The 21,565-nt window shown below is 58.1% G+C and carries 23 protein-coding genes and 1 tRNA gene; 15 read left to right on the top strand and 9 right to left on the bottom strand.

Going from position 1 to position 21,565, the window contains the following annotated elements:
- The first annotated feature begins 5 nt into the window (after positions 1-5).
- Positions 6-233, top strand: a complete 228-nt coding sequence (gene nqrM / locus AC2CGI_RS22975) for a (Na+)-NQR maturation NqrM (protein ID WP_004930244.1) — start codon at positions 6-8, stop codon at positions 231-233.
- A 32-nt stretch (positions 234-265) separates the two neighbouring features.
- Here nqrM and AC2CGI_RS22970 read toward each other — a convergent pair whose 3' ends face one another.
- A complete protein-coding gene (locus AC2CGI_RS22970; RefSeq protein ID WP_076740193.1) occupies positions 266-1,162 on the bottom strand; it encodes a glycerophosphodiester phosphodiesterase family protein in 897 nt (298 codons plus the stop codon).
- Between the two features lie 183 nt (positions 1,163-1,345).
- Here AC2CGI_RS22970 and dinB point away from each other — a divergent pair, with 183 nt between their 5' ends.
- Positions 1,346-2,407, top strand: coding sequence for a DNA polymerase IV (gene dinB / locus AC2CGI_RS22965; RefSeq protein ID WP_021505001.1), 1,062 nt, complete (start codon positions 1,346-1,348; stop codon positions 2,405-2,407).
- Positions 2,408-2,449: 42 nt separating this feature from the next.
- Here dinB and pepD read toward each other — a convergent pair whose 3' ends face one another.
- Positions 2,450-3,910 (bottom strand): beta-Ala-His dipeptidase, encoded by a 1,461-nt coding sequence (gene pepD / locus AC2CGI_RS22960; RefSeq protein ID WP_076740192.1) that lies wholly within the window; start codon positions 3,908-3,910, stop codon positions 2,450-2,452.
- Between the two features lie 339 nt (positions 3,911-4,249).
- Here pepD and gpt point away from each other — a divergent pair, with 339 nt between their 5' ends.
- From gpt to AC2CGI_RS22895, 13 genes are all read left to right on the top strand, one after another.
- Entirely contained in the window at positions 4,250-4,708 is a 459-nt protein-coding gene (gene gpt, locus AC2CGI_RS22955; RefSeq protein ID WP_004930253.1) for a xanthine phosphoribosyltransferase, read from the top strand.
- A 303-nt stretch (positions 4,709-5,011) separates the two neighbouring features.
- Positions 5,012-6,259, top strand: a complete 1,248-nt coding sequence (gene frsA, locus AC2CGI_RS22950; protein ID WP_021504999.1) for an esterase FrsA — start codon at positions 5,012-5,014, stop codon at positions 6,257-6,259.
- Positions 6,260-6,319: 60 nt separating this feature from the next.
- Positions 6,320-6,721, top strand: coding sequence for a sigma factor-binding protein Crl (gene crl / locus AC2CGI_RS22945; RefSeq protein ID WP_484593979.1), 402 nt, complete (start codon positions 6,320-6,322; stop codon positions 6,719-6,721).
- 116 nt (positions 6,722-6,837) lie between these two features.
- On the top strand, positions 6,838-7,941 hold the full coding sequence (gene proB, locus AC2CGI_RS22940) for a glutamate 5-kinase (RefSeq protein ID WP_015376738.1): 1,104 nt from the start codon (positions 6,838-6,840) through the stop codon (positions 7,939-7,941).
- A gap of 9 nt (positions 7,942-7,950) precedes the next feature.
- Positions 7,951-9,204, top strand: a complete 1,254-nt coding sequence (gene proA / locus AC2CGI_RS22935) for a glutamate-5-semialdehyde dehydrogenase (RefSeq protein ID WP_075686147.1) — start codon at positions 7,951-7,953, stop codon at positions 9,202-9,204.
- Positions 9,205-9,392: 188 nt separating this feature from the next.
- A tRNA-Thr gene (locus AC2CGI_RS22930) sits at positions 9,393-9,468 on the top strand.
- A gap of 162 nt (positions 9,469-9,630) precedes the next feature.
- Positions 9,631-10,821, top strand: a complete 1,191-nt coding sequence (locus AC2CGI_RS22925; RefSeq protein WP_060558628.1) for a tyrosine-type recombinase/integrase — start codon at positions 9,631-9,633, stop codon at positions 10,819-10,821.
- A gap of 746 nt (positions 10,822-11,567) precedes the next feature.
- On the top strand, positions 11,568-11,831 hold the full coding sequence (locus AC2CGI_RS22920) for a helix-turn-helix transcriptional regulator (protein WP_033645095.1): 264 nt from the start codon (positions 11,568-11,570) through the stop codon (positions 11,829-11,831).
- On the top strand, positions 11,828-12,043 hold the full coding sequence (locus AC2CGI_RS22915; protein ID WP_176326456.1) for a hypothetical protein: 216 nt from the start codon (positions 11,828-11,830) through the stop codon (positions 12,041-12,043). The genes AC2CGI_RS22920 and AC2CGI_RS22915 overlap by 4 nt, the downstream gene beginning before the upstream one ends.
- Positions 12,030-12,572 carry a host cell division inhibitor Icd-like protein gene (locus AC2CGI_RS22910; RefSeq protein ID WP_176326455.1) on the top strand — a complete coding sequence of 181 codons (543 nt, stop codon included), beginning with the start codon at positions 12,030-12,032 and terminating at the stop codon, positions 12,570-12,572. The genes AC2CGI_RS22915 and AC2CGI_RS22910 overlap by 14 nt, the downstream gene beginning before the upstream one ends.
- Positions 12,569-12,832 (top strand): hypothetical protein, encoded by a 264-nt coding sequence (locus AC2CGI_RS22905; RefSeq protein ID WP_033639063.1) that lies wholly within the window; start codon positions 12,569-12,571, stop codon positions 12,830-12,832. Before AC2CGI_RS22910 ends, AC2CGI_RS22905 begins: the two co-directional genes overlap by 4 nt.
- Positions 12,829-13,164: a DUF5375 family protein gene (locus AC2CGI_RS22900; RefSeq protein ID WP_033631431.1), complete on the top strand. Its 336-nt coding sequence runs from the start codon at positions 12,829-12,831 to the stop codon at positions 13,162-13,164. Before AC2CGI_RS22905 ends, AC2CGI_RS22900 begins: the two co-directional genes overlap by 4 nt.
- A gap of 10 nt (positions 13,165-13,174) precedes the next feature.
- Positions 13,175-15,523: a primase-helicase zinc-binding domain-containing protein gene (locus AC2CGI_RS22895; RefSeq protein ID WP_484593978.1), complete on the top strand. Its 2,349-nt coding sequence runs from the start codon at positions 13,175-13,177 to the stop codon at positions 15,521-15,523.
- Positions 15,524-15,771: 248 nt separating this feature from the next.
- Here the strand turns inward: AC2CGI_RS22895 and AC2CGI_RS22890 are convergent, their stop codons facing one another.
- The 7 genes from AC2CGI_RS22890 to AC2CGI_RS22860 form a co-directional block, all read right to left on the bottom strand.
- Entirely contained in the window at positions 15,772-16,878 is a 1,107-nt protein-coding gene (locus tag AC2CGI_RS22890; protein ID WP_176326453.1) for an SAVED domain-containing protein, read from the bottom strand.
- A 1-nt stretch (position 16,879) separates the two neighbouring features.
- Entirely contained in the window at positions 16,880-17,434 is a 555-nt protein-coding gene (locus tag AC2CGI_RS22885) for a 3'-5' exonuclease (RefSeq protein WP_176326452.1), read from the bottom strand.
- The gene (locus AC2CGI_RS22880) at positions 17,424-17,903 is read right to left on the bottom strand and encodes a type II CBASS E2 protein (protein ID WP_228988473.1); all 480 of its coding nucleotides are present in this window, start codon (positions 17,901-17,903) and stop codon (positions 17,424-17,426) included. The genes AC2CGI_RS22885 and AC2CGI_RS22880 overlap by 11 nt, the downstream gene beginning before the upstream one ends.
- 1 nt (position 17,904) lies before the next feature.
- Positions 17,905-19,131, bottom strand: a complete 1,227-nt coding sequence (locus AC2CGI_RS22875; protein WP_484593977.1) for an SMODS domain-containing nucleotidyltransferase — start codon at positions 19,129-19,131, stop codon at positions 17,905-17,907.
- A gap of 132 nt (positions 19,132-19,263) precedes the next feature.
- Complete coding sequence (locus AC2CGI_RS22870) at positions 19,264-19,548, bottom strand: DUF3892 domain-containing protein (RefSeq protein WP_484593976.1); 285 nt, start codon at positions 19,546-19,548, stop codon at positions 19,264-19,266.
- Positions 19,549-20,231: 683 nt separating this feature from the next.
- Entirely contained in the window at positions 20,232-20,699 is a 468-nt protein-coding gene (locus tag AC2CGI_RS22865) for a hypothetical protein (protein ID WP_135637813.1), read from the bottom strand.
- Positions 20,696-21,514: a winged helix-turn-helix domain-containing protein gene (locus AC2CGI_RS22860; RefSeq protein WP_085058528.1), complete on the bottom strand. Its 819-nt coding sequence runs from the start codon at positions 21,512-21,514 to the stop codon at positions 20,696-20,698. The genes AC2CGI_RS22865 and AC2CGI_RS22860 overlap by 4 nt, the downstream gene beginning before the upstream one ends.
- Positions 21,515-21,565 lie beyond the last annotated feature (51 nt).

The raw sequence follows: 21,565 nt of genomic DNA, 5'->3' as shown, positions 1-21,565 counted from the left end.
TTGCTATGTTGACGGTATTCGCCGCTACCTTCGTGTTGTTCCTGCTGATCGTCGGCGGGATGTCGCTGGGTTACGTGTTCAAACGCAAAAGCCTGCAGGGCAGCTGCGGCGGCATCACCGCGCTGGGCATGGAGAAAGTCTGCGACTGCCCGGAGCCGTGCGATGCGCGCAAAAAGCGCGAAGCCAAAGCGGCACAGCGGCGCGAGCAGTTGGACAAGCACCGCATTCTGTAGCGAAGCGAAAACCCGGCCTTGGCCGGGTTTTTTTATTTCGCCTTGCGGAAGCTTTTCGCTTCGGCCGGTGAGTTGACCATCACGCCGTCGGCCCCCAGCGCCAGCGCCTGCTGATACTCCTGCGGCGTGTTGACGCCGAACAGAATGATGTGCGCCGGGCCCTGCGAGCGGAAACAATCCATCGACTCTTTATCCCAGGTCAGAAACGCCTTCGAGCGCCCTTCGCCGAGGGTGTACTTCTCTACCACTTCCACCTCACGCTTCAGCTCCAGCCCATACCAGCGCGGCTGTCGGTTGTCCGGTTTGACATCGCACTGGTGCGCCATGGTGACGTTAGCCAGCAGCGTGCGGGTCTCGTCGCGGCTTTCGAAGCGCGGGATGGCCGGCGGCAGCGCCTGCAGGTATTTGGCATCGGTAGAGTAGACGCGGGTGCGGTTCAGGCTGTCGGTGCTTTCCAGCGTCGCCAGCAGCGCCTGGCCAAACTGCGCCGGATCGGCGTCCGGGGATTTGATGTCCAGATAGAAGGTGACGTGCGGGAACGCCTTTAGCACCTCGTCCAGCCGCGGAATGCCGATGCCCTGGCCGCGGAACGGATGTGCATCGCCTTTGGCGAAGGCCCAGCCGGCATCGGTCTCGGCCAATTGCGCGGCGGTATAGGCAGAGACCGGGCCCTGCCGGTTGGTCAGCGCCTTCAGATCCGAGGGGCGATACAGCACGATGACGCCGTCTTTGGATGCTTGCAGGGTGATCCAAACGGCGTCGGCGCCGTTTTTCAGCGCGGTTTCGATGGCGATGCGGGTGTTTTCCGGCGCATCGGCGGTGCCGCCGCGATGGGCGACGATCGCCGGCGCGTGACCGGTGGCGGCGCTGGCCGCCAACGCGCTCAGCGACAGCGCGGAAGCCAGCAGCCAATGAGAAAATCTGATCATGTAGGGTACCTTGTCGTTATCGTTGTGGTGAGCCGCACGGGATAGCGGAGATCATACTATTGAAAAATTAAGCTTTTTTAACAACGCGGAAATATCTGGCGGAAACGGCGCTTTCATCGAAGCCTGCGGCCTTGAGCTTTCGGTATCTGACTGTATACTTATACAGTGTTACTGGAGGGTGCGATGCGTAAAATCATTCATGTCGATATGGACTGCTTCTTCGCGGCGGTGGAAATGCGCGACGATCCCAGCCTGCGCGATATCCCGCTGGCGATTGGCGGCAGCGCCGATCGGCGCGGGGTGATCAGCACCGCCAACTACCCGGCGCGGCGCTACGGCGTGCATAGCGCCATGTCTACGGCGATGGCGCTCAAGCTGTGTCCGCATCTCACCCTGCTGCCGGGGCGCATGGCGGCCTACAAAGAGGCTTCGTTGCATATCCGTGAAATCTTCGCCCGCTATACCCCGTTGATCGAGCCGCTGTCGCTCGATGAAGCCTATCTCGACGTGACCGACAGCCCGCAATGCAACGGCTCGGCGACGCTGATCGCTCAGGAGATCCGTCAGGCGATCGCCGATGAGCTGAATCTCACCGCGTCGGCCGGCGTCGCGCCGATCAAGTTTCTCGCCAAAATCGCTTCCGAGATGAACAAGCCGAATGGGCAATACGTGATCACCCCGGCGCAGGTGCCGGCGTTTTTGCAGCAGCTGCCGCTCAGCAAAATCCCCGGCGTCGGCAAGGTGACCGCCAAACGGCTGGAGGAAGTGGGGCTTATCACCTGCGCCGACGTGCAGCAATACGATTTGGCGCAGCTGCTCAAGCGCTTCGGCAAGTTCGGCCGGGTGCTGTGGGAGCGGTGTCAGGGCATCGATCGGCGCGAAATCTCGGCGGAGCGGCTGCGTAAATCGGTGGGCGTGGAGCGCACGCTGGCGGAGGACATTCACGACTGGGAAGATTGCGAAACGCTGATTATCGACAAACTCTACCCCGAGCTGGAGATGCGGCTGCGTAAGGTGAAGCCGGATCTGCATATCGCCCGGCAGGGCGTGAAGCTGAAGTTTCAGGATTTTCAGCAAACCACCCAGGAGCACGTGTTCCCGGTGCTGAATCAGCAGGATTTGCTGGCGGTGGCGCGGCAGGCGTGGCGCGAACGGCGTGAAGGGCGCGGCGTGCGGCTGGTGGGGCTACATGTGACGCTGCTCGATCCGCAGCTGGAGCGGCAGCTGGCGCTGCCTTGGGAATAAAAAAGCCGGCGATTAGCCGGCTTTTTGCGTTAAGCGCGCAGATTACGCGCGCTCAGGGATCGCTTTCAGCAGCGAGGTCAGCAGCTTCCAGTACAGACCGACGCTTTCGATATGCACCTGCTCATCCGGCGAGTGCGGGCCGGTGATGGTTGGCCCGATCGATACCATGTCCATGTTTGGATACGGCTTTTTGAACAGACCGCATTCCAGGCCGGCGTGGATCACCATGATGTTCGGCGTCTTGTTGAACAGCTCCTGATACAGCTCGCGCACCAGGTGCATCACCGGCGAGTCGGCGTCCGGCTGCCAGCCCGGGTAGCCGCCCTTCGGTGCCACCTTGGCGCCGGCCAGCTGGCCCAGCGCGGTCAGCATCTCGACCACGTAATCTTTGCCGCTGTCGATCAGAGAGCGGATCAGGCAGATGATTTCCGCTTCGTTTTCGCTGGTGGTGACCACGCCGACGTTCAGCGAGGTTTCCACTACGCCTTTCACCGCGTCGCTCATGCGGATCACGCCGTTCGGCGTGCCGTTCAGCAGCGCCAGGAAGCGTTGCTGGCTGTCGGCGCTCAGCGCCTGCGAAGCGCTGGTGACCGGCTCCAGCAGCACGGTGATGTTCTTCTCTTTGGCGGAGAGTTCGTTCTGCAGCACCGCCAGGAACTCCTGGCTCAGCGCTTTCAGCGCGTCGGCTTTTTCCGCCGGCACCGCAACCACCGCGGAGGCTTCACGCGGGATGGCGTTGCGCAGGGTGCCGCCGTTCAGATCCAGCACGCGCAGGTTCAGCGCCGCCGCATGGGAGAACAGGAAGCGCGCCAGCAGTTTGTTGGCGTTGCCCAGACCGACGTGGATCTCGGCGCCGGAGTGGCCGCCTTTCAGGCCCTTGAGGGTCAGCTTCAGGGTTTGGTAACCGGCCGGCACCGCTTCGCGCTGCAGCGGCAGGGTGGTGATGAAGTCGATACCGCCGGCGCAACCCATGTAGATTTCGCCTTCTTCTTCGGAGTCGGTATTGATCAGGATGTCCGCCTGCAGCCAGTTTGGCTGCAGCCCGAAGGCGCCGTCCATCCCCGCTTCTTCGGTCATGGTCAGCAGCACTTCCAGCGGGCCGTGCTCAACGCTGTCGTCGGCCAGCACCGCCAGGGCGGAGGCCATGCCGATGCCGTTGTCGGCGCCCAGCGTGGTGCCGCGCGCTTTCACCCACTCGCCGGCGATATAAGGCTGGATCGGATCCTTGGCGAAGTCGTGCACGGTGTCGTTATTCTTTTGCGGCACCATGTCCAGGTGCGCCTGCAGCGCCACCGGCTTGCGGTTTTCCATGCCTTTGGTGGCCGGTTTGCGCAGCAGGATATTGCCGACCTGATCGCGCTCGGCGTGCAGGTTCTTCTCTTTGGCCCAGGTGAGGATGTGCTGCGCCAGCGCTTCTTCATGATAAGAAGGGTGCGGGATAGAACAGATCTTGGCGAAAATATCCCACAGCGGCTGTGGCGAAAGCTGAGACAATTCAGACACTATAAGTCTCCTGTGACGGCAGGCTCCGACAGGACGGGCGTGCCGCGCGGTTGAGGTGAGCGGGTATCTGTGCGTCGTGGCACGATCGTTAGAGAATATCACTTTATTTCCGGCGGCGCGCGCCCCGTATTGTGCGGTTTAAGCGCTTGATCACACGGCTTCGCGGCGGGAACGTTCGCTTTTTCAGCATCAATCACCGAAAAGCCGCGCGGCGGAAATCGCGAGGTTTTCCTCGGTACAGCTGGAATTCAACGCGGCCAGTCTCTATAATCTCGCGCAACCTTTTTTCCCCTGAACTATAAAGTAAGCCGCTTCACCAGCCGGCTGGGACACGATTCTATGAGCGAAAAATACGTTGTTACCTGGGATATGCTGCAAATACATGCACGCAAGCTGGCGCACCGCCTGCTGCCTGCCGACAAATGGACCGGCATCATTGCCGTCAGCCGCGGCGGCCTGGTGCCGGCGGGCCTGCTGGCGCGCGAACTGGGCATTCGCTATGTGGATACCGTCTGCATTTCCAGCTACGACCATGACAACCAGCGCGAAATGAAAGTGCTCAAGCGCGCCGAAGGCGACGGTGAAGGCTTCATCGTGGTGGACGATCTGGTGGATACCGGCGGCACCGCAAAAGCGATCCGCGACATGTACCCGAAAGCGCATTTCGTCACCATCTTCGCCAAGCCGGCGGGCCGTCCACTGGTGGACGACTACGTGATCGACATCCCGCAGGACACCTGGATTGAGCAGCCGTGGGACATGGGCGTCAGCTTCGTTCCCCCTATCGGCGGTCGCTAAGCTCAGCCAGTTCCAAGTCAACGCCCGGTTATGTCGGGCGTTTGTTTAAGGATAAACGTGATGGCGTTGTCAGGCTTACCGAAGGCAAGATATAAAAAATAAGGAAAATCAATTTATTGATTTTCGGCCGTTGACCACAAAGGAGGAAAAACCACGCTTTTTCCTCCTTTGTCAGCCGCCCGACGCCCGGTTATGCCGGGCGTTTGCGTTATCTTGGTTTATCCCGCCAGAGTTAGGTACACTACCTCCAGTTAAGTAGGCCTGTTGCGGCCTATCGCCAGATTTACGGAGGCTGTTGTTACCATGGCACAGGCCAACCTTTCTGAAATTCTTTTCAAGCCCAAATTCAAACACCCTGAAACCTCGACGCTGGTGCTGCGCGCGCGCAACAAAGTCAGCGCCGCCATGCATTCCGCATTGGAAGGCGACACCACCGGCAGCTGGTACCGCATGCTGAACCCGCTGCTGTGGGCCTGGCGCGGCGTCAGCCCGATCGAAATCCACGAAGTGTTGGCGCGCATCGCCGCCTCCGACGCCGAGCGCAGCAATCCGCAGCGGCTGGATACCGTGGTGGGCTACCGCAACGGCAACTGGATCTACGAATGGATCCATCAGGGCATGCAGTGGCAACAGCGGGCGACGGAGCAGCAAGATCCGCTGCTCGGCGGCGAATACTGGCTGAAGGCCGCGAGCCTGTACAGCATCGCCGGCTACCCGCACCTGAAGGGCGACGAACTGGCCGAACAGGCGGAGATGCTCGCCAACCGCGCGTACGAAGAGGCGGCGCTGCTGCTGCCGTATCAGCTGAAAGAGCTGGAGTTTCGCATCGAAGGCGGCGGCAGCGTCACCGGGTTCCTGCACATGCCGGAGAAGGGCGAAGCGCCGTTCCCGACGGTGCTGATGTGCGGCAGCCTCGATACGCTGCAGACCGACTATCATCGCCTGTTCCGCGACTACCTGGCGCCGCACGGCATCGCCATGCTGACGCTCGACATGCCGTCGATCGGTTCTTCCTGCAAATGGAAGCTGACGCAGGACTCCAGCTACCTGCACCAGCAGGTGCTGATCCAGCTGGCCTCGGTGCCGTGGGTGGATCATCAGCGGGTGAGCGCCTTCGGCTTCCGCTTCGGCGCCAACGTGGCGGTGCGATTGGCCTACCTGGAGCCGCAGCGGCTGCGCGGCGTAGCCTGCCTGGGGCCGGTGGTGCATCGCCTGCTGTGCGACAGCAGCACCCAGCTGAACGTGCCGGACATGTATATGGACGTGCTGGCCAGCCGCATGGGCATGGCTAACGCCTCGGACAACGTGCTGAAGGTGGAGCTGAACAGCTACTCGCTGAAAATGCAGGGGCTGTTGGGGCGCCGTTGTCCGACGCCGATGATCTCCGGCTACTGGGAGCGCGATACGCTCAGCCCGAAAGAGGAGTCGCAGCTGATCGTCACCTCCTCGGTGAGCGGCAAGCTGGTCGCCATCCCGCGCACCCCGGTTTACGACAGCTTCCACCGGGCGTTGCTGCAGATGTCCGGTTGGCTGAGGGACAAAATGCGTTAATTAGTTGCTAAATTTTAACAGTTTGTTAAAAAGAGTGGTCTACATTGAGGAGGTGAGAGAATGACGTTACCGAGTGGTCACCCTAAAAGCCGACTAATGAAACGTTTTGCCAGCTTGGGGCCGTACCTGCGTGAAGGGCAATGTGAAAACGACCGTTTTTTCTTTGATTGTTTGGCCGTCTGCGTCAATGTAAAGCCCGCTCCGGAGAAGCGCGAGTTCTGGGGCTGGTGGATGGAGCTGCAGGCGGAAGAGGCGCGCTTCACCTATTCGTACCAATTCGGCCTGTTCGATAAGGAAGGCGACTGGACGGCGCAAAACATTAAGGATGATGAAGTGAACGCCAAACTGGAAGACACCCTGCGCGACTTCCATCGCCGCCTGGACGAGCTGCTGGCGACCATGGAGCTGGGGCTGGAACCCGCCGATGATTTCAAAGAAAAACTGATCAAACTCTCCGCCTGACCCCGTTTGACCACGTATTGTGCTGATTTCGCGTTGTGCCTGTTGGCATAACGCGTCTCTCCTGTTACAAAGACCTTTGCACTCTTCTTCTCATCATTACACACGGCAGAAATACTATGAACGGCAGCCAGACATTGGTTGTGAAATTGGGCACCAGCGTGTTGACCGGCGGATCGCTGCGTCTGAACCGCGCCCACATCGTCGAATTGGTGCGCCAGTGCGCGCAGCAACACGCCGCGGGCCACCGCATCGTCATCGTCACCTCCGGCGCCATCGCCGCCGGGCGCGAGCACCTGGGCTATCCCGAGCTGCCCGCCACCATCGCCTCCAAGCAGCTGCTGGCGGCGGTAGGGCAGAGCCGGCTGATCCAGCTGTGGGAACAGCTGTTCTCCATTTACGGCATCCACGTCGGGCAGATGCTGCTGACGCGCGCCGATCTGGAAGACCGCGAGCGCTTCCTTAACGCGCGCGACACCATGACGGCGCTGCTGGACAACCGCATCGTGCCGGTAATCAATGAGAACGACGCCGTCGCCACCGCCGAAATCAAAGTGGGCGACAACGATAACCTGTCGGCGCTGGCGGCCATTCTGGCCGGGGCCGATAAACTGCTGCTGCTGACCGATCAGCAGGGCCTCTACACCGCCGATCCGCGCAACAACCCACAGGCCGAACTGATCCGTGAGGTGCACGGCATCGACGACGCGCTGCGCGCCATCGCAGGCGACAGCGTCTCCGGTCTGGGCACCGGCGGCATGGGCACCAAGCTGCAGGCGGCCGACGTGGCCTGCCGCGCCGGCATCGACGTGGTGATCGCCGCCGGCAGCAAGCCGGGCGTGGTGGCGGACGTGATCGAGGGCAAACCGGTAGGCACCCGTTTCCACGCGCTGGAAACCCCGCTGGAAAACCGCAAGCGCTGGATCTTTGGCGCGCCGCCGGCCGGTGAGATCACCGTCGATGACGGCGCGGTGGAAGCGATGATGGCGCGCGGCAGCTCGCTGCTGCCGAAAGGCATCCGCGAAGTGAAGGGCGACTTCTCGCGCGGCGAAGTGATCCGCATCCGCAACCTGGCGGGGCGCGATCTGGCGCACGGCGTCAGCCGCTACAACAGCGATGCGATGCGCATGATCGCCGGGCACCACTCGCAGGAAATCAGCGAGATCCTCGGTTACGAATACGGTCCGGTGGCAGTGCACCGCGACGATATGATTGTCAGTTAAGGAGTGAGCATGCTGGAGCAGATGGGGAAGGCCGCCAAGCAGGCCTCCTGGCAGCTGGCGGTGCTGAGCACGGCGAAGAAGAATCAGGTGCTGTCGGTGATGGCCGACAGGTTGGAAGCCAACAGTGAAGCGATCCTGCTGGCGAACGAACAAGACATGGTGCAGGCGCGCGCCACCGGCATGAGCGAAGCGCTGCTCGATCGCCTGCTGCTGACCCCGGCGCGGCTGGCGGCGATCGCCAACGACGTGCGCCAGGTGTGCCGCCTGAACGATCCGGTCGGCCATGTGCTGGACGGCAACCTGCTGGACAGCGGGCTGAAGCTGGAGCGCCGCCGGGTGCCGCTCGGCGTGATCGGCGTGATTTACGAGGCGCGGCCGAACGTCACCATCGACGTCGCCAGCCTGTGCCTGAAAACCGGCAACGCGGTGATCCTGCGCGGCGGGAAAGAGACGCACAACACCAACCAGGCGACGGTGAAAGTGATCCAGCAGGCGCTGGAACAGTGCGGCCTGCCGGCGGCGGCGGTGCAGGCGATCGACAGCCCGGATCGCGCGCTGGTGAACGAACTGCTGCGCCTGGATCGCTATGTCGACATGCTGATCCCGCGCGGCGGCGCCGGCCTGCACAAGCTGTGCCGCGAGCAATCGACCATCCCGGTGATCACCGGCGGCATCGGCGTGTGCCACACCTACGTGGATGCCGACGTCGATTTCGACAAGGCGCTGACGGTGATTGAAAACGCCAAGATCCAGCGCCCGAGCGCCTGTAACTCGCTGGAGACGCTGCTGGTGAACCGCAGCATCGCCGCCGAGTTCCTGCCGGCGCTGAGCGCCAAAATGGCGGCGGTGGGCGTGACGCTGCACGCGGCGGAAAATGCGCTGCCGTTGCTGCAGGGCGGCCCGGCGACGGTGGTGCCGGTGAATGCGGAGGATTACGACGACGAATGGCTGTCGCTGGATCTGAACGTGTTGCTGGTGGACGATATCGATCAGGCTATCGACCACATCCGCACCCACGGCACCAACCACTCCGACGCGATCCTCACCCGCTCGCTGAGCAGCGCCGAGCACTTCGTGCGCGCGGTGGACTCCTCGGCGGTGTACGTCAACGCCAGCACCCGCTTCACCGACGGCGGCCAGTTCGGCCTGGGCGCGGAAGTGGCGGTGAGCACCCAGAAACTGCACGCCCGCGGCCCGATGGGCCTGGACGCGCTGACTACCTACAAATGGATCGGCTACGGCGACGATCTGGTGCGCAGCTAAGGCCGGATTGCGGTCATAAAGAGGTCAGGGCGCAGCATGCTGCGCCCTGATTGTTTTTGTAAACGGGACTGCACGACAGTCTGGTTGCTTGTAAAACGACCAAACGCCCCGGCGGCTCTTGACTCATTTCGCGCGCAGGTCTACCTTGTTCAACGCACTTCCGGCTTGCCCCGCAGGCCCGGCTCGATGCCGATATAGCTCAGTTGGTAGAGCAGCGCATTCGTAATGCGAAGGTCGTAGGTTCGACTCCTATTATCGGCACCACTCCCTCTTCCTGTAACGTCCGCAATCATCCAAAAAAATATTAAATAACAATGCATTGATAGGGTTTTATGTCCGTGGCTGTCCGGCGCTGTCCTGTGGAATCCAATATCAGGTGTGTGTAGAATTGCGTGTACTTCTGTTCGGTCTTGAATTTCTATACACATGCGACTTAATAACTTACAAATCCGGAATGCTAAACCTACCCCTAAACCTTACACGTTGAGTGATGGATTGGGCTTATCCCTTTTGGTCGAACCCAATGGCAGCAAGAGCTGGCGCTTTCGTTATCGCTTTGCCGGTAAGCCCAAGATGATTTCATTCGGCGTCTATCCTGCCGTTTCGTTGGCCGATGCTCGGTTAAAGCGTGATGAATCCAGAAAGTTAGTTGCTGAGGGGCAGAACCCCAGCACAGTTCGTAAAGAGAAAAAGCTGGCGCAGCTATACGGGAATGCGAACACCTTTGAAGCGATCGCGAAGGAGTGGCATCAGTCCAAATTGGCGACGTGGTCAGCAGGGTATGCGGCCGATATCATGGACGCGTTCAACATTGATATTTTCCCCTATCTGGGACAGCATCCCATTTCGGCGATAAAGCCGCTTGAGCTACTCACAGTGCTTCGCAAAATTGAGGCGCGTGGGGCGCTTGAGAAAATGCGTAAGGTCAGACAGCGCTGCGGTGAGGTCTTCCGATATGCCACGGCAACCGGGCGGGCGGAGTTCAACCCAGCCGCCGATCTCTCCAGCGTTTTGATTAGCCCAAAATCTACTCATTATCCTTTTTTATCCGTTGACGAAATCCCCGATTTTCTTGCGGCGCTGGAGATGCACTCCGGCAGTCGGTTGGTACAGCTGGCGACGAAGTTACTGATGTTGACCGGAGTCAGGGGGATTGAGCTGCGCATGGCGCAATGGCATGAGTTTGATCTGGATAACGCGCTTTGGGAAATTCCGCAGGAGCGCATGAAAATGCGCCGGGATCATCTCGTGCCGTTATCGACGCAGGCGGCGGCCATCCTGAATGAACTGAGAACCTATACTGGCAACTATCGCTATGTTTTCCCGGGCCGTAATGACGTCAACAAGCCGATGAGCGAAGCGAGTATCAACCAGCTCCTTAAGCGTATCGGCTATCACGGTCGACTCACCGGCCACGGCTTCAGGCACATGATGTCCACGATTTTGCATGAGCAGGACTTCAATACCGCCTGGATAGAGATGCAGCTCGCCCACGTGGACAAGAACGCCATTCGCGGCACTTACAACCATGCTCAGTACCTTGAGAAGCGTCGTGACATGTTGCAGTGGTACGCCGATTTTATCGCGGGCCTTGCTCGCCAGTCTCACAGCCAATAAAGCGTTAAAACCCCCTGGCGCGCAATGCTACCCCCGCCACGCCTGCGCGCTTTCTGTGTTGCTTTTCATGCACCTGCATGAGGACCCGCAGGCAGCGCCAGTAACGGTGCGGCGGGGGATAAAACACGCATCTTCCCGCATGCAAAATCATGCACCCTATGCATGCACACACAATTTGACACCCGCTAGCCAGAAAAAAACCTTTTGATGACGGGGCGAGAGAGAGGGTATTGCGCCTGGCGTTGTCGTGCGTTACTCAATGACATGGCCGAGGGCCGTTGCTGAAGCTGGGGGAGATGTACCTAGCGCTGACGATAATCACATCAGAGTGTTTTTAGTTTTATTATTCACTCTTCATACTGTTCACCAAAATAAAAAATAGAGATAAATCAGTAGGTAGTGGGGTGAAGAGTAGTGACCGTATCCGTTCACCTGGTGTTCATGCCTGTTCACCGGCTCTCGCGAGGCCTTTTCCCTGGCTAGCGATGTTTGGCGGTTTTTCCCTATTAATCAACCGCCCATTCATCGCTCAGGCTTTTCGGCCGGTTTGCCAACAACGGTCAATAAATGCCAATAAAGGCCAATATCGGCCAACGTTGTCCACTTGATTGAAAAACAAGCATAGAATCTGTTCCACCACACAACAACACCTTGTTGCCACCCCGGTAAATATTCACATAATAGGGCGCTACCGAAGTTCACACAGTCCCGGCCAGCGTTGGTCGGACACAAAGAGGTAGCGTTTTATGTTGACCGTTTCCACCCCCACCCCATCCACCCCGTCGCCGGTTATTCCTGGCAGTTACACCCCGCGCGAGCGCTTTATCCGCCTGCCGGAAGTGCTCTACACCACCGGTCTATCCCGCTCCACCGTGTACGAGATGATGAGCCGCCGGCAGTTCCCGGCCCAGGTCTCCCTCGGCGGTAAAAACGTCGCCTGGCTGGCCTCTGAGGTCGAGCAGTGGATGGACGAACGTATCGCTAACCGTCACCAGGGGGCCGCCGCATGATGCAGCTAACCTTTGGTCGCCAGCATTTCACCCTTGATGAGCGCGACGCGCTGTTTGTGGCGGAAGCTATCCTGTTGCAGCGTAAAGAGCCTGGCGTCGTCTTGCCTGAACATCGCAGTGAAAAACACGGTGTGATTTGCCTGACGAACCGGCAGACGGAGTTGCGTCGTATCTGTGCTGACGAAGTGGTTGATCACAATGCGATCGATTGAACGTCCGGGGGCGTCTTACGGCTTGCCCCCACGTCCGGCCCTGCGCTATAGTCCTCTCGCTGTCGCAAAATCGGCAGCCGGGCGTGAGAACCCGTGTATCTCTAAGGCGACACAACACGCGCCAGGCGTGTTTTTTTATGTCGCGGCCTTTGCTCGCTCATTTTTTGCGCGGTGGATGTTATGCTATCGCAGCAGTCAATCAATGGTGGCTCAGGCGGGGCAGCCTTCGGGTTGGCCGGTATTCTTAGAGGCCGGTTTCTCACCCCCGTCTGGGCTACCACCCTTGCGTGAGAACTTTGGTGGTAGCAATAACCTTTACTCTAAGGAGGCTGCCACCATGGCTACGACCCTCACCCCGACTCACCCTACATTCTGCTTTTTGTTTGCGGCCGTGCGCCGTTCTGCGCTGACCGCTTCACCGCGTATGGTGCGCACCGTGGCGGATTCTGAGCACAACGCTCGCCGCCTGCTGGCCCGTGATTACGTGTTGTCCTTTGCCGGTCGTCTGCCGGTTAAGGCGGTGGCATGAACACCCTGGCCGACCGTTACTACCGCGACACCCATTACCCTATCCCGCACGCCGATTTTCTGCGTCTCCAGCATGCGCACGCCACCGGCGTGCTGTTCCTCGACCTGCTGGACACCCTTGACCTCAGCGGGCAGCGCCCCGATGCCACGCAACAGGCGTCGTTTGCCTCGGTCATTGCCCTGCTGACCGACCAGCTCGGCCACGTCGTCAACACCTGTGAATCCCAAATTCTTGCCCGCATGGAGGCCACCGCCGCATGAACACCTCATCCTGTTTACCGATTGAAGTCCGCACCGCCGTTTTCCGCCGCGCCGTGGCGCAGGCCTATCTGGATACCTGCGCCTTTTACCGGGTGAGCCTCGGGTACACGCTGGACGAGCTGCAGATGACGATTGCTCTGCGCCTGGAGGGGCACTTTGTGCGTCAGTACGGCGCAGAGGATGGCATGGACATGGCGTGCACGATGTTGAGTGACATGGTGCAGCCGGACGTTCTGGTGGCCGCGCCGCGCCTGACCGCGCTGGGGCAAAAGATGATGGACGAGCTGTGCTGCGAGCGCCTGTCGGCAGCGCAGAACGCCACCGTACACTGAGGAGAAGAGCATGAGCGCCCAGTTCGTTTCCCAGACCGTACGCACCGCCACCGGCCACTGGCCGGTGATACTCCCGGCCCTCGGCATCGCCTTGCAGCCGAACGGCAAGCCGCAGCCGTGCCCGACCTGCGGCGGTAAAGACCGCTTCCGTTTCGACAACCAGGACGGACGCGGCACCTGGTTCTGCAATCAGTGCGGGGCCGGTGACGGCCTCAACCTGGTAGAAAAAGCCCTGTCGCTGTCAGCAAAGGCCGCCGCCGAACAGGTGGCCGCCGTGATGGGGAATAACACCAACTCTTTGCCACCGGCCGCTGAGGCCCGCCATGCATCACAGAAGGGCGGCGGGCAAGACAAGGTCGAGGCCCAGCGCAAGGCCGCGCGACAGGCACAGGCTCTGGTGGCTGCCGCTCAGTGCAAAAGCGGAAACGCCTACCTGAGCGCCAAAGGCTGGCCGGAGGTGGGCACGCTGACCTTGCACGGCCTGCCGCTGCGCGTCGGCGGTATTACCTTCCAGCCCGGCGACCTCTTGCTGCCGCTGCACAATGCCGGGGGCGAGGTGGTTAACGTGCAGCTGATTAACGCCAGCGGGGACAAGCGCATGCTGGCAGGCGGGCGGGTGAAAGCCGCCTGCCACACCCTGAGCGGCCCGGACAACGCGGTTATCTGGCTCACTGAAGGCTACGCCACCGGCCTTACCGTGCACAACCTGACCGGTGAGACGGTCTGTGTGGCACTGAGCGCCAACAACCTGGCGGCGGTGGCAGAGCAGCTGCGCAGCCACTACCCGGACGCACGGCTGCTGCTGGCTGCCGATAATGACCGCAGCGGCACCGGGCAGACCCGCGCCGCTGAGGCGGCACAATTGACCGGCGGTGTCCCGGCGCTGCCGCCCACGGAGGGCGACTGGAACGACGTCTACTGTAATCAGGGGATTGAGGCCACGCGCGCCCAGCTCCAGGCGCTCAGCCAACCGCCGCAGCCGAGCCCGTTCGACACGCTGAGCGATGCTGACCTCAAAGCCATGAGCGCCAGCGAGAAGGCCGAGCTGCTGGCCGAGCACTACGGCAACACCCTGGCGGTGCCGCCGGTGGGGGAGGAGCTGTGCCGTTATGCGCGCGGCGCCTGGCAGGTGCTGCCACACCGGCAACTGAGCCGGGAGATTGCCGCGCTGTTCCAGAAGGTGCGCGCGCCGTTCTCTGCCGCCGGTATCAACAGCATTTTGGACACCCTCAAACTGATGGTGCCGCAGATGGGCGACCCGGCCCGCCGGTTGATTGGTTTTCGTAACGGGGTGTTTGATACCGTCAGCGGGCAGTTCAGCGCCCACCGCCAGGAACACTGGCTGCGCACCGTCAACAGCGTGGACTACACGCCGCCGCGTGCCGGGGAGAACCTGGCCGACCATGCACCACACTTCTGGCACTGGCTGACGCGGGCCGCCGGGGGCAACCACGACAAGCAAGAACGTATCCTCGCGGCGCTCTTTATGGTGCTGGCCAACCGCTACGACTGGCAGCTGTTCCTCGAAGTGACCGGCCCGGGCGGCAGCGGCAAGAGCGTGATGGCGGCCATCGCCCGACTGCTGGCAGGTAGTGATAACACCACCTCCGCCACCATCGATAACCTGGAGTCGGCGCGCGAGCGCGCCAGCGTAGTGGGTTACTCGCTGATACTCCTGCCCGACCAGGAGAAGTGGAGCGGTGACGGCGCGGGTATCAAGGCCATCACCGGTGGCGATGCGGTCGCTATCGACCCCAAATACCGCGACGCCTACGCGGCGCACATCCCGGCAGTGATACTGGCGGTGAACAACAACCCGATGCAGTTCAGCGACCGCAGCGGCGGTGTCTCCCGGCGGCGGGTGATTATCACCTTCCCGGACGCGATACCGCTGGCCGAGCGCGACCCGCAGTTGCTGGACAAAATCACCCAGGAGCTGGCGGTGATTGTGCGTCACCTGATGCAGCGTTTTGCCAACCCGAACGAGGCCCGTACCTTGCTTCAGGCGCAGCAAAGCTCGGACGAGGCGCTGACCATCAAACGCCAGGCTGACCCGCTGGTTGATTTTTGCGGCTACCTGACGGTGCTAGGCACCCCGGAAGGCATGATGATAGGCAACGCCAACATCACCCCGCCGAACCCGCGCCGCTACCTGTATCATGCCTACCTGTCGTTTATGGCGGCACGGGGTTATCAGCACGTGATGAACCTGACGGCCTTTGGTCTGGCGGTGCCGCAAACGCTCAGAGAGTATGCGAAAACCCTGCTCAAACGTAAAACCCGGCTGGGGATGCAGACCAATGTGGTACTGAGCGAAGAGTGCGAAGCGGACTGGCTGCCGAAATGCGGGGCGGTGTGACGATGAGCAGTACGATCGGCCGGGCCGATCAATCGCCCCTTATTGATCTGCCGAACCCATTGGACGCTCACTCGTCGCACCGCCTATAGTGACAGTGAAAAATACGCAGCAACACCAGGGCATTACCCCGGCCGCGGAGCGGCCGGTATCATAACGACAAGCGCTCCCAAACCGGCTCAGGCCGGTTTTTTTACATCCTCGTTTCGCCCCCCTATTGATGCTGTACTGAGTCGCAGGACAGCCCACAGTCAGTCGGATAAGGGAGCGGCGGGAGGCTTAACGACCGCTCCCCGACGCTGCCCCTGCGTCGGCATCACCACCCCCCAGGGATAGGCTGGTTGCTGTTCTTTCTCATACTGATAAACAATGAGTTGCGCAAGGTTGCGGTGGTCATAACGGCGGCCGAAATTGAGCGCAATGCTGCTGGGGGCGGCCAGAATCACGTGGATGCGTTCGGCGCCGCACGCCGTCAGCATTTTGACCTGTTCGATAAATTGCAGCGCCAGCCGGGTTTGTTTGGACAGCGACCAGTGATTACCGAGCGTTGTGGCGTTCAGCGAGAGATGCGACAGCGGGTAGGCTGGGAAGGTTTGGCGTATGGCCGCAATGTCCGCCTGGTAGGACACCGAAACCGCCAGCACCACATCTTTGGCCGCTGAGGTGACGAGGCTTTCCATCAGGGTAAAATCGTCGCCGTCGTCGTCGGCCTTGTTGTCAATCAACCGCCAGGCCTCTTGCGCTCTGTCCCAGTCATAGACGCAGACCGGGCCATTGTCATCGAGGATGGCGCCAATGTAGAAGGTGAACGGAACCGGCAATTGCCCGCCATATACCAGCGTCAGGTCCTGATGGTCGATACCGTCAATCCGGGTGGCGATATTGCTGGCCAGCGTGCTGATATTGTCGTCAAAGGCCTCCTCCGGGTGACTGATTGCGCCATCCCGCATCCGCTGCGTCATATCGAGGGTTAATGCATCTATCTTTCCGTTGAAATGACGGGAGACCGTTTTATGCAGCGGCGTTGTCGCGACTTTCCGCAGCGCTCTCCCTTCGATAACTACCCCCTTTTTGCGCACCGCGATTTTAGCCTCCCGGTAGGCGTCGACCAGCAACCAGACAAATCCCCCCAGGATGATGGATGCAGCCACGAAATTGACGAAATAGTCCGTGATAACATTCCCCTCCGAGACGGCCAGCGAGAAGCGGGCATCGCCTTTCTCCAGCGTTAATGCCTTTCCCAGCGAGTTATTCACACTCAGGATCCCGGCGCCGAGCAGCATGATGAGGTATTGAATTTTCCGCTGGCGCGTTTTCCAGTCGACCAGCTTAATCAGAATGTATTTTACCGTTTCCATGTCAGTGCTTTTCCCTCATGTATGCGTTGATTTTCACAAACATCTCAGCCTGATACAGCGCGTCATCCAGCGCGTTGTGGCTGCCGTGGTTTTTGAGATTAAATCGGGCGTCGATACGGCTGGAGCGGGTGTCCTGCCAGTCGCAGCCGGTGGCGCCCATGTACAGAGCTTTGATATCGAGGGCGGCAAAGCCAAACGGGTTATGACCGAGATAAACGTGAAAGTAGTAATTGATGAATGACCAGTCGAACGCCGCATTGAAACCGACCAAAATCGGTTTGCTCGTGGCGTTGGTGACGGAAGTTACCCAGTGGGCAAATTGTTGCATGGCCTCTTTCGGGTCGATGCCGCGCATTATTTGGGTCTGCAGATTGAAACCGGTGACGGCCAGCGCCTCAGGCTCGTAATGCAGATTCAGCGGCTGCACTTCAATGTAAAAGCGTTCCGCCGGGCGGTCGATGACGCAGGCGCCGATGGAGAGCAGGCTGCACACGCCGGGTATGGGCCCGGCGGTTTCAATATCGACCGAGATAAAGCCTTCATGTTCAACGCTCATTTTTAACCTCGCTGGGGCGTGGGTGCTTACCGCCGCCTTCCCAGTGGCCGGTGTGCAGCCACTGTTCAAAATAAAACAGCCAGAGCGACGCCCAGGGAATGAGGGTGTCGCTGATTTTTAACTGGGCGCGCCATTCGCTGAGCCCGTCGTCGGCCTGTGAACGGGGCAGAAACAGGCACAGCCTGGCGCCGGGTATATGCTTGTCGGCGGGATACAGGTGCGGGATGGCTCGCGTGCCTGCCAACGCGAAAAGGTCAGGCTCTGTCACCACGCAAATCGGTGGGGTGCCGAGGCTGTACCGGACTGCGACCTTGTAGCGGCGGCTGAACAGTGAGGGTTGCAGCCACCCTTCCCAAAGCAGGGTACGGTCGTGATGGATAATGCGCAGCCGTTCATACGGGCCGCCGGCTTTCAACGCGCGATATTGCTGAGCGATGGTCAGCGGTTTGCAGTGATGCCTGATAACCACGTTATTCACCGTAGAAGGTGTTTTTAGGCACGCCGGCCTGGGCCGCCGTACCGGCGAGGCCGGTGGCAATCAGCCCGCCGGTTTTCTTATCAAGATGCAGGCTGCCTTGTTCTCTGGCTGACTGCATATGCTCCATCAGACGTTGCCTGACGACATCGACCGGCTTTTTGCCGAAGCTGTCTTCGAGGCTCAGGAACAGGTTATCTTCCCCCACGCTGGCGGCGATGGTGTTAAACGTCGCCTGGGCCGCGGCATGCCACTGGTAAAAGGTTTCACTGCGCTGAGGGCCCTCATCCTGCTCTGAGCGGTTCCACTTCTCGGCGAAGTTCTCCTCCGGCATGTGCGGGTTGTTGACGTGAATTGCTCCCTGTGTCGACACGATGAAATCCGGCATCAGTTCCAGCACGTCTAACAGAATATCCAGGTCGTTGTCGTAGGCACGCCTGTCAGCAATGATGTGGTTGTAGGCATGGCACGCCAGCGTGGTAATGATGACCGAAATCGGGCGGCAGCGCTGCCGGACCTCATCCTGCTCGACGGCCCATTCGTCTCGGTGGCGTTTGAGAATTTGTACGATGCGATTAAGCAGTTTTTTATCGCTGCTGTCCGGCAACGGGAGCAGCGCCTCGGTGCCCACGCGGCTGGCGGAATCCATGACCAGAATGGAGCGAAGGGGCTGCGCGCTGGCGCTGCTCTCGAACCACTCGGCGTAGCCGCTGGGGTTGGACTCCTTCCAGGCGGTTTGCGCATCCACGACCCACAGCGGCTGGCCTAAACGTTCTGCTGCACCGGTGTGATCGCGGCCCGGCGTGATATCCAGATGGTAATCCCCGGCGTAATTGATGCGAAACCCGCGCGGTAACTCGCTTAATAGCGTTTTGTATGTTTTATGTGATTCCAGCCGCTGGCGAATGGTCGATATCACGCCGGTATAATCCGCCTGGGTGGCATGGGGCAGATAACAAATCAGGTCAATATCGTATTGCTCTTCATTTTTGGGTTTTACGGTGGTGTTGAGCCGCACGCTGCCCTGCGGGTAAATAACGGCATCTTGCAATAGCGGGTCGTCGCCTTCAGCCAGGAAGGTGCCGACGCCGTTATAGGCGCTTTCGATGTTGGCATATTGGGTCTTGGTGAGATCCAGCGTTTCAATAATTTGCGATAATAAATCGGCGATACGCTGTTTATTCCCTGAAGGCAGGTTTCTGGCGGTCGCGGAACCGTACATAGTATTTCCTTATGCTATGGGGCCGCTGTACTGCGGGCGTGAAAACGACACGGCGGCCAATAATAAAAAGGGGTGAAGCGATGGGCCGCAAGCGGCCCCACAAACCGTATCAATCATGAAACTCGGGTTGCGTCAGGGGCATTCCGGCAGGCTCAGCAGGTTATTGGGGTGTTCGCCGTCATTTTGCGTTTTGAGGTATTTATTGCCCGCCGCGCTGGTTGAGACAATGACCCAGACGGAATGGCCATTCGCGGTGACCCAAAAGCGCCAGGTGCCCGCCTCGATACCGGCAATGGCGTCTGCCTGGGACAGAGACCAACGGGTGCCATCAGCATTGACGCCGCCGATAGCCTGAATGCGCTCATGCGCATTTTGACGGTCGGATTTTTTGATGCAGGTGACTTGATGGTCCGACATAACAACTCCTTGGTTAGGGGAAACGCTACGCGTGAGCGTAATTAGAAGGTATAAACAATGGAATTGATATGTTTTGTATATACCCTATGCGGAAACCGTGTTTACAAATATGTGGCCTGTTAATTACGACGCGTTAAATAACAGGTTTTTTGCTGGTGTTTGCCATAAGTGTTCTTATTGCCTGTGGCATTAATCATGTTTTTTATTTTAGCCAAAGTCAATATTAAGAAAGTGGTTTTTTTAATTTTGGTTGTTTGATTTTTATAATTTTAATAAATAATATAATTAAATTATTTATTATTGACGGTGGTCGGGCGGTGTTTGTGTGTTTTTTAATATGATAATTATCAATGTGTTATGGTTTTTCATGGGGCTGTTTTTTATAACTGATTCTACGTGTTGGCAGGGTGCTGTTACTTATTTTCCGATATGAGTAGCTTTTATCAGAAATGAGTACATTAGATACGGATAGGAAGCTAACTTTCACTTAGCATTTTGTCACCGGTTTTTCACAGAACAAGAGGCAGGGGGGATTCAAGTAACAACCACGTGACGACTTCAGGCGGCGGATATCTATATAAAGATATGGCTACTCAGCAAAGTGAGTACGATAAAGATGAATTGCCGCGATGTGCCGGTTACCAAGGTAGATAACCGGCAATAATTTCGCTATTTGAGATAAATTAGCGCTCTGCGGCGCAGATAAGATATCCGCTGTTCAGGGATTTAATCAAGATCAGATTATTTCTCAAGTGCCATATTTCGATCTGAAAATCGATACCAGGCATTTCCGGCAAGATGTCTGCCAGCCAGATATCCTCTGGAGTCGTATCGCTGGGGTGTTTAATCACTTTAGTAATGTTTGCCTGCTTGACAGGGTTGATCTCTTGCGGAACCAGAGAAAAATGGCTGGTGCGGAAAAGCAGGTAGCTACTTTTGCTGGTTTTTACTTTACCCGTTAACGAAAACAAACCTTCCTTCTCATTTTTTAAAAATAAGGTTAGGCGGCCATCAAACTGAACGGGGCCCCTGTCATTTTCTATCATTATTTTGTAATGTGATGTGCATTTGAACGGTTCTTCCGCAAGCGTGTTGAATGAAAAAAAAAGCAAGAAGAGTGGAGTTAAGAGCCCTGTCAGCAGTTTTTTCATATTGAAGTATTTCTCTGGTTTTTGATATTGAAGCAGGTGTCGTACCGGTTGTTATCCGCTTTGCTGCAAACGGAGATTAAATCTGTTCGCACGTTTTTTTTACTAATACGATCCTCTAGGTAAAAAACATCGCTCGGTATGTTTTTACAATCCACTCCCTCTCTTTTTAGTGCGGTATTTATTTTTTCCGCTGGATCTACAAGCAGAGGTGTTTTGTTCAGTACATAAATGTCGCAGCGTTCAATGCTGATAATTTTATGGTAATCATAATTTTTGCTATCTGTAATACTTAAAACTATAGCACCAAGAAGCCCAAGGAATAGCGCGGAGCTGGCCAAAAAAATAAAATTCCGATTGCGCTTCGAAGGCACCTCATTTTTTGAAGTCGGTGGTTTTATCAGCACCGCTTCTTGAATTTCATCAGGTTTGGTTAACACCCTATTTTCTTCATCGTTCAGGTTTTGTTCTGGCGCGGCGGTACCTGCATCGGAAAGATCTACCTCAGCTTCAAATCTGAAGCCCAGTTTAGGGATGGTGATGATCAACTCATGATGACAACCTAACGATGTAAATGCTTTACGCAATTCACTGATGTAATTATTTAATCCTGCGTTGGAAGCTGTAAAGCCATAGGTAAGCCATACATTGTCCAATAATGTCTCCCGGGTAACACTGACCCCATTATTTTGTATTAATGCCAGTAGTAAACGTGTGGCAGGTTTGGTTAGTCTGGCCACGATCTGTGTATTTTCATACAGGCACAATGTCAGTTCATTTGAATCGAAAACAACAGTTTTGTTGATTATATATTTCATTTTTATAAGTTTTATATTTGATTTCAGGTGAGTGTGTCTATCGTTATCCTA

It is taken from the genome of Serratia sp. LSHTC3 (genome assembly GCF_057197125.1).
The sequence above is the reverse complement of the archived record's forward strand: the minus strand, read 5'-3'. Positions and strand labels throughout refer to the sequence as shown.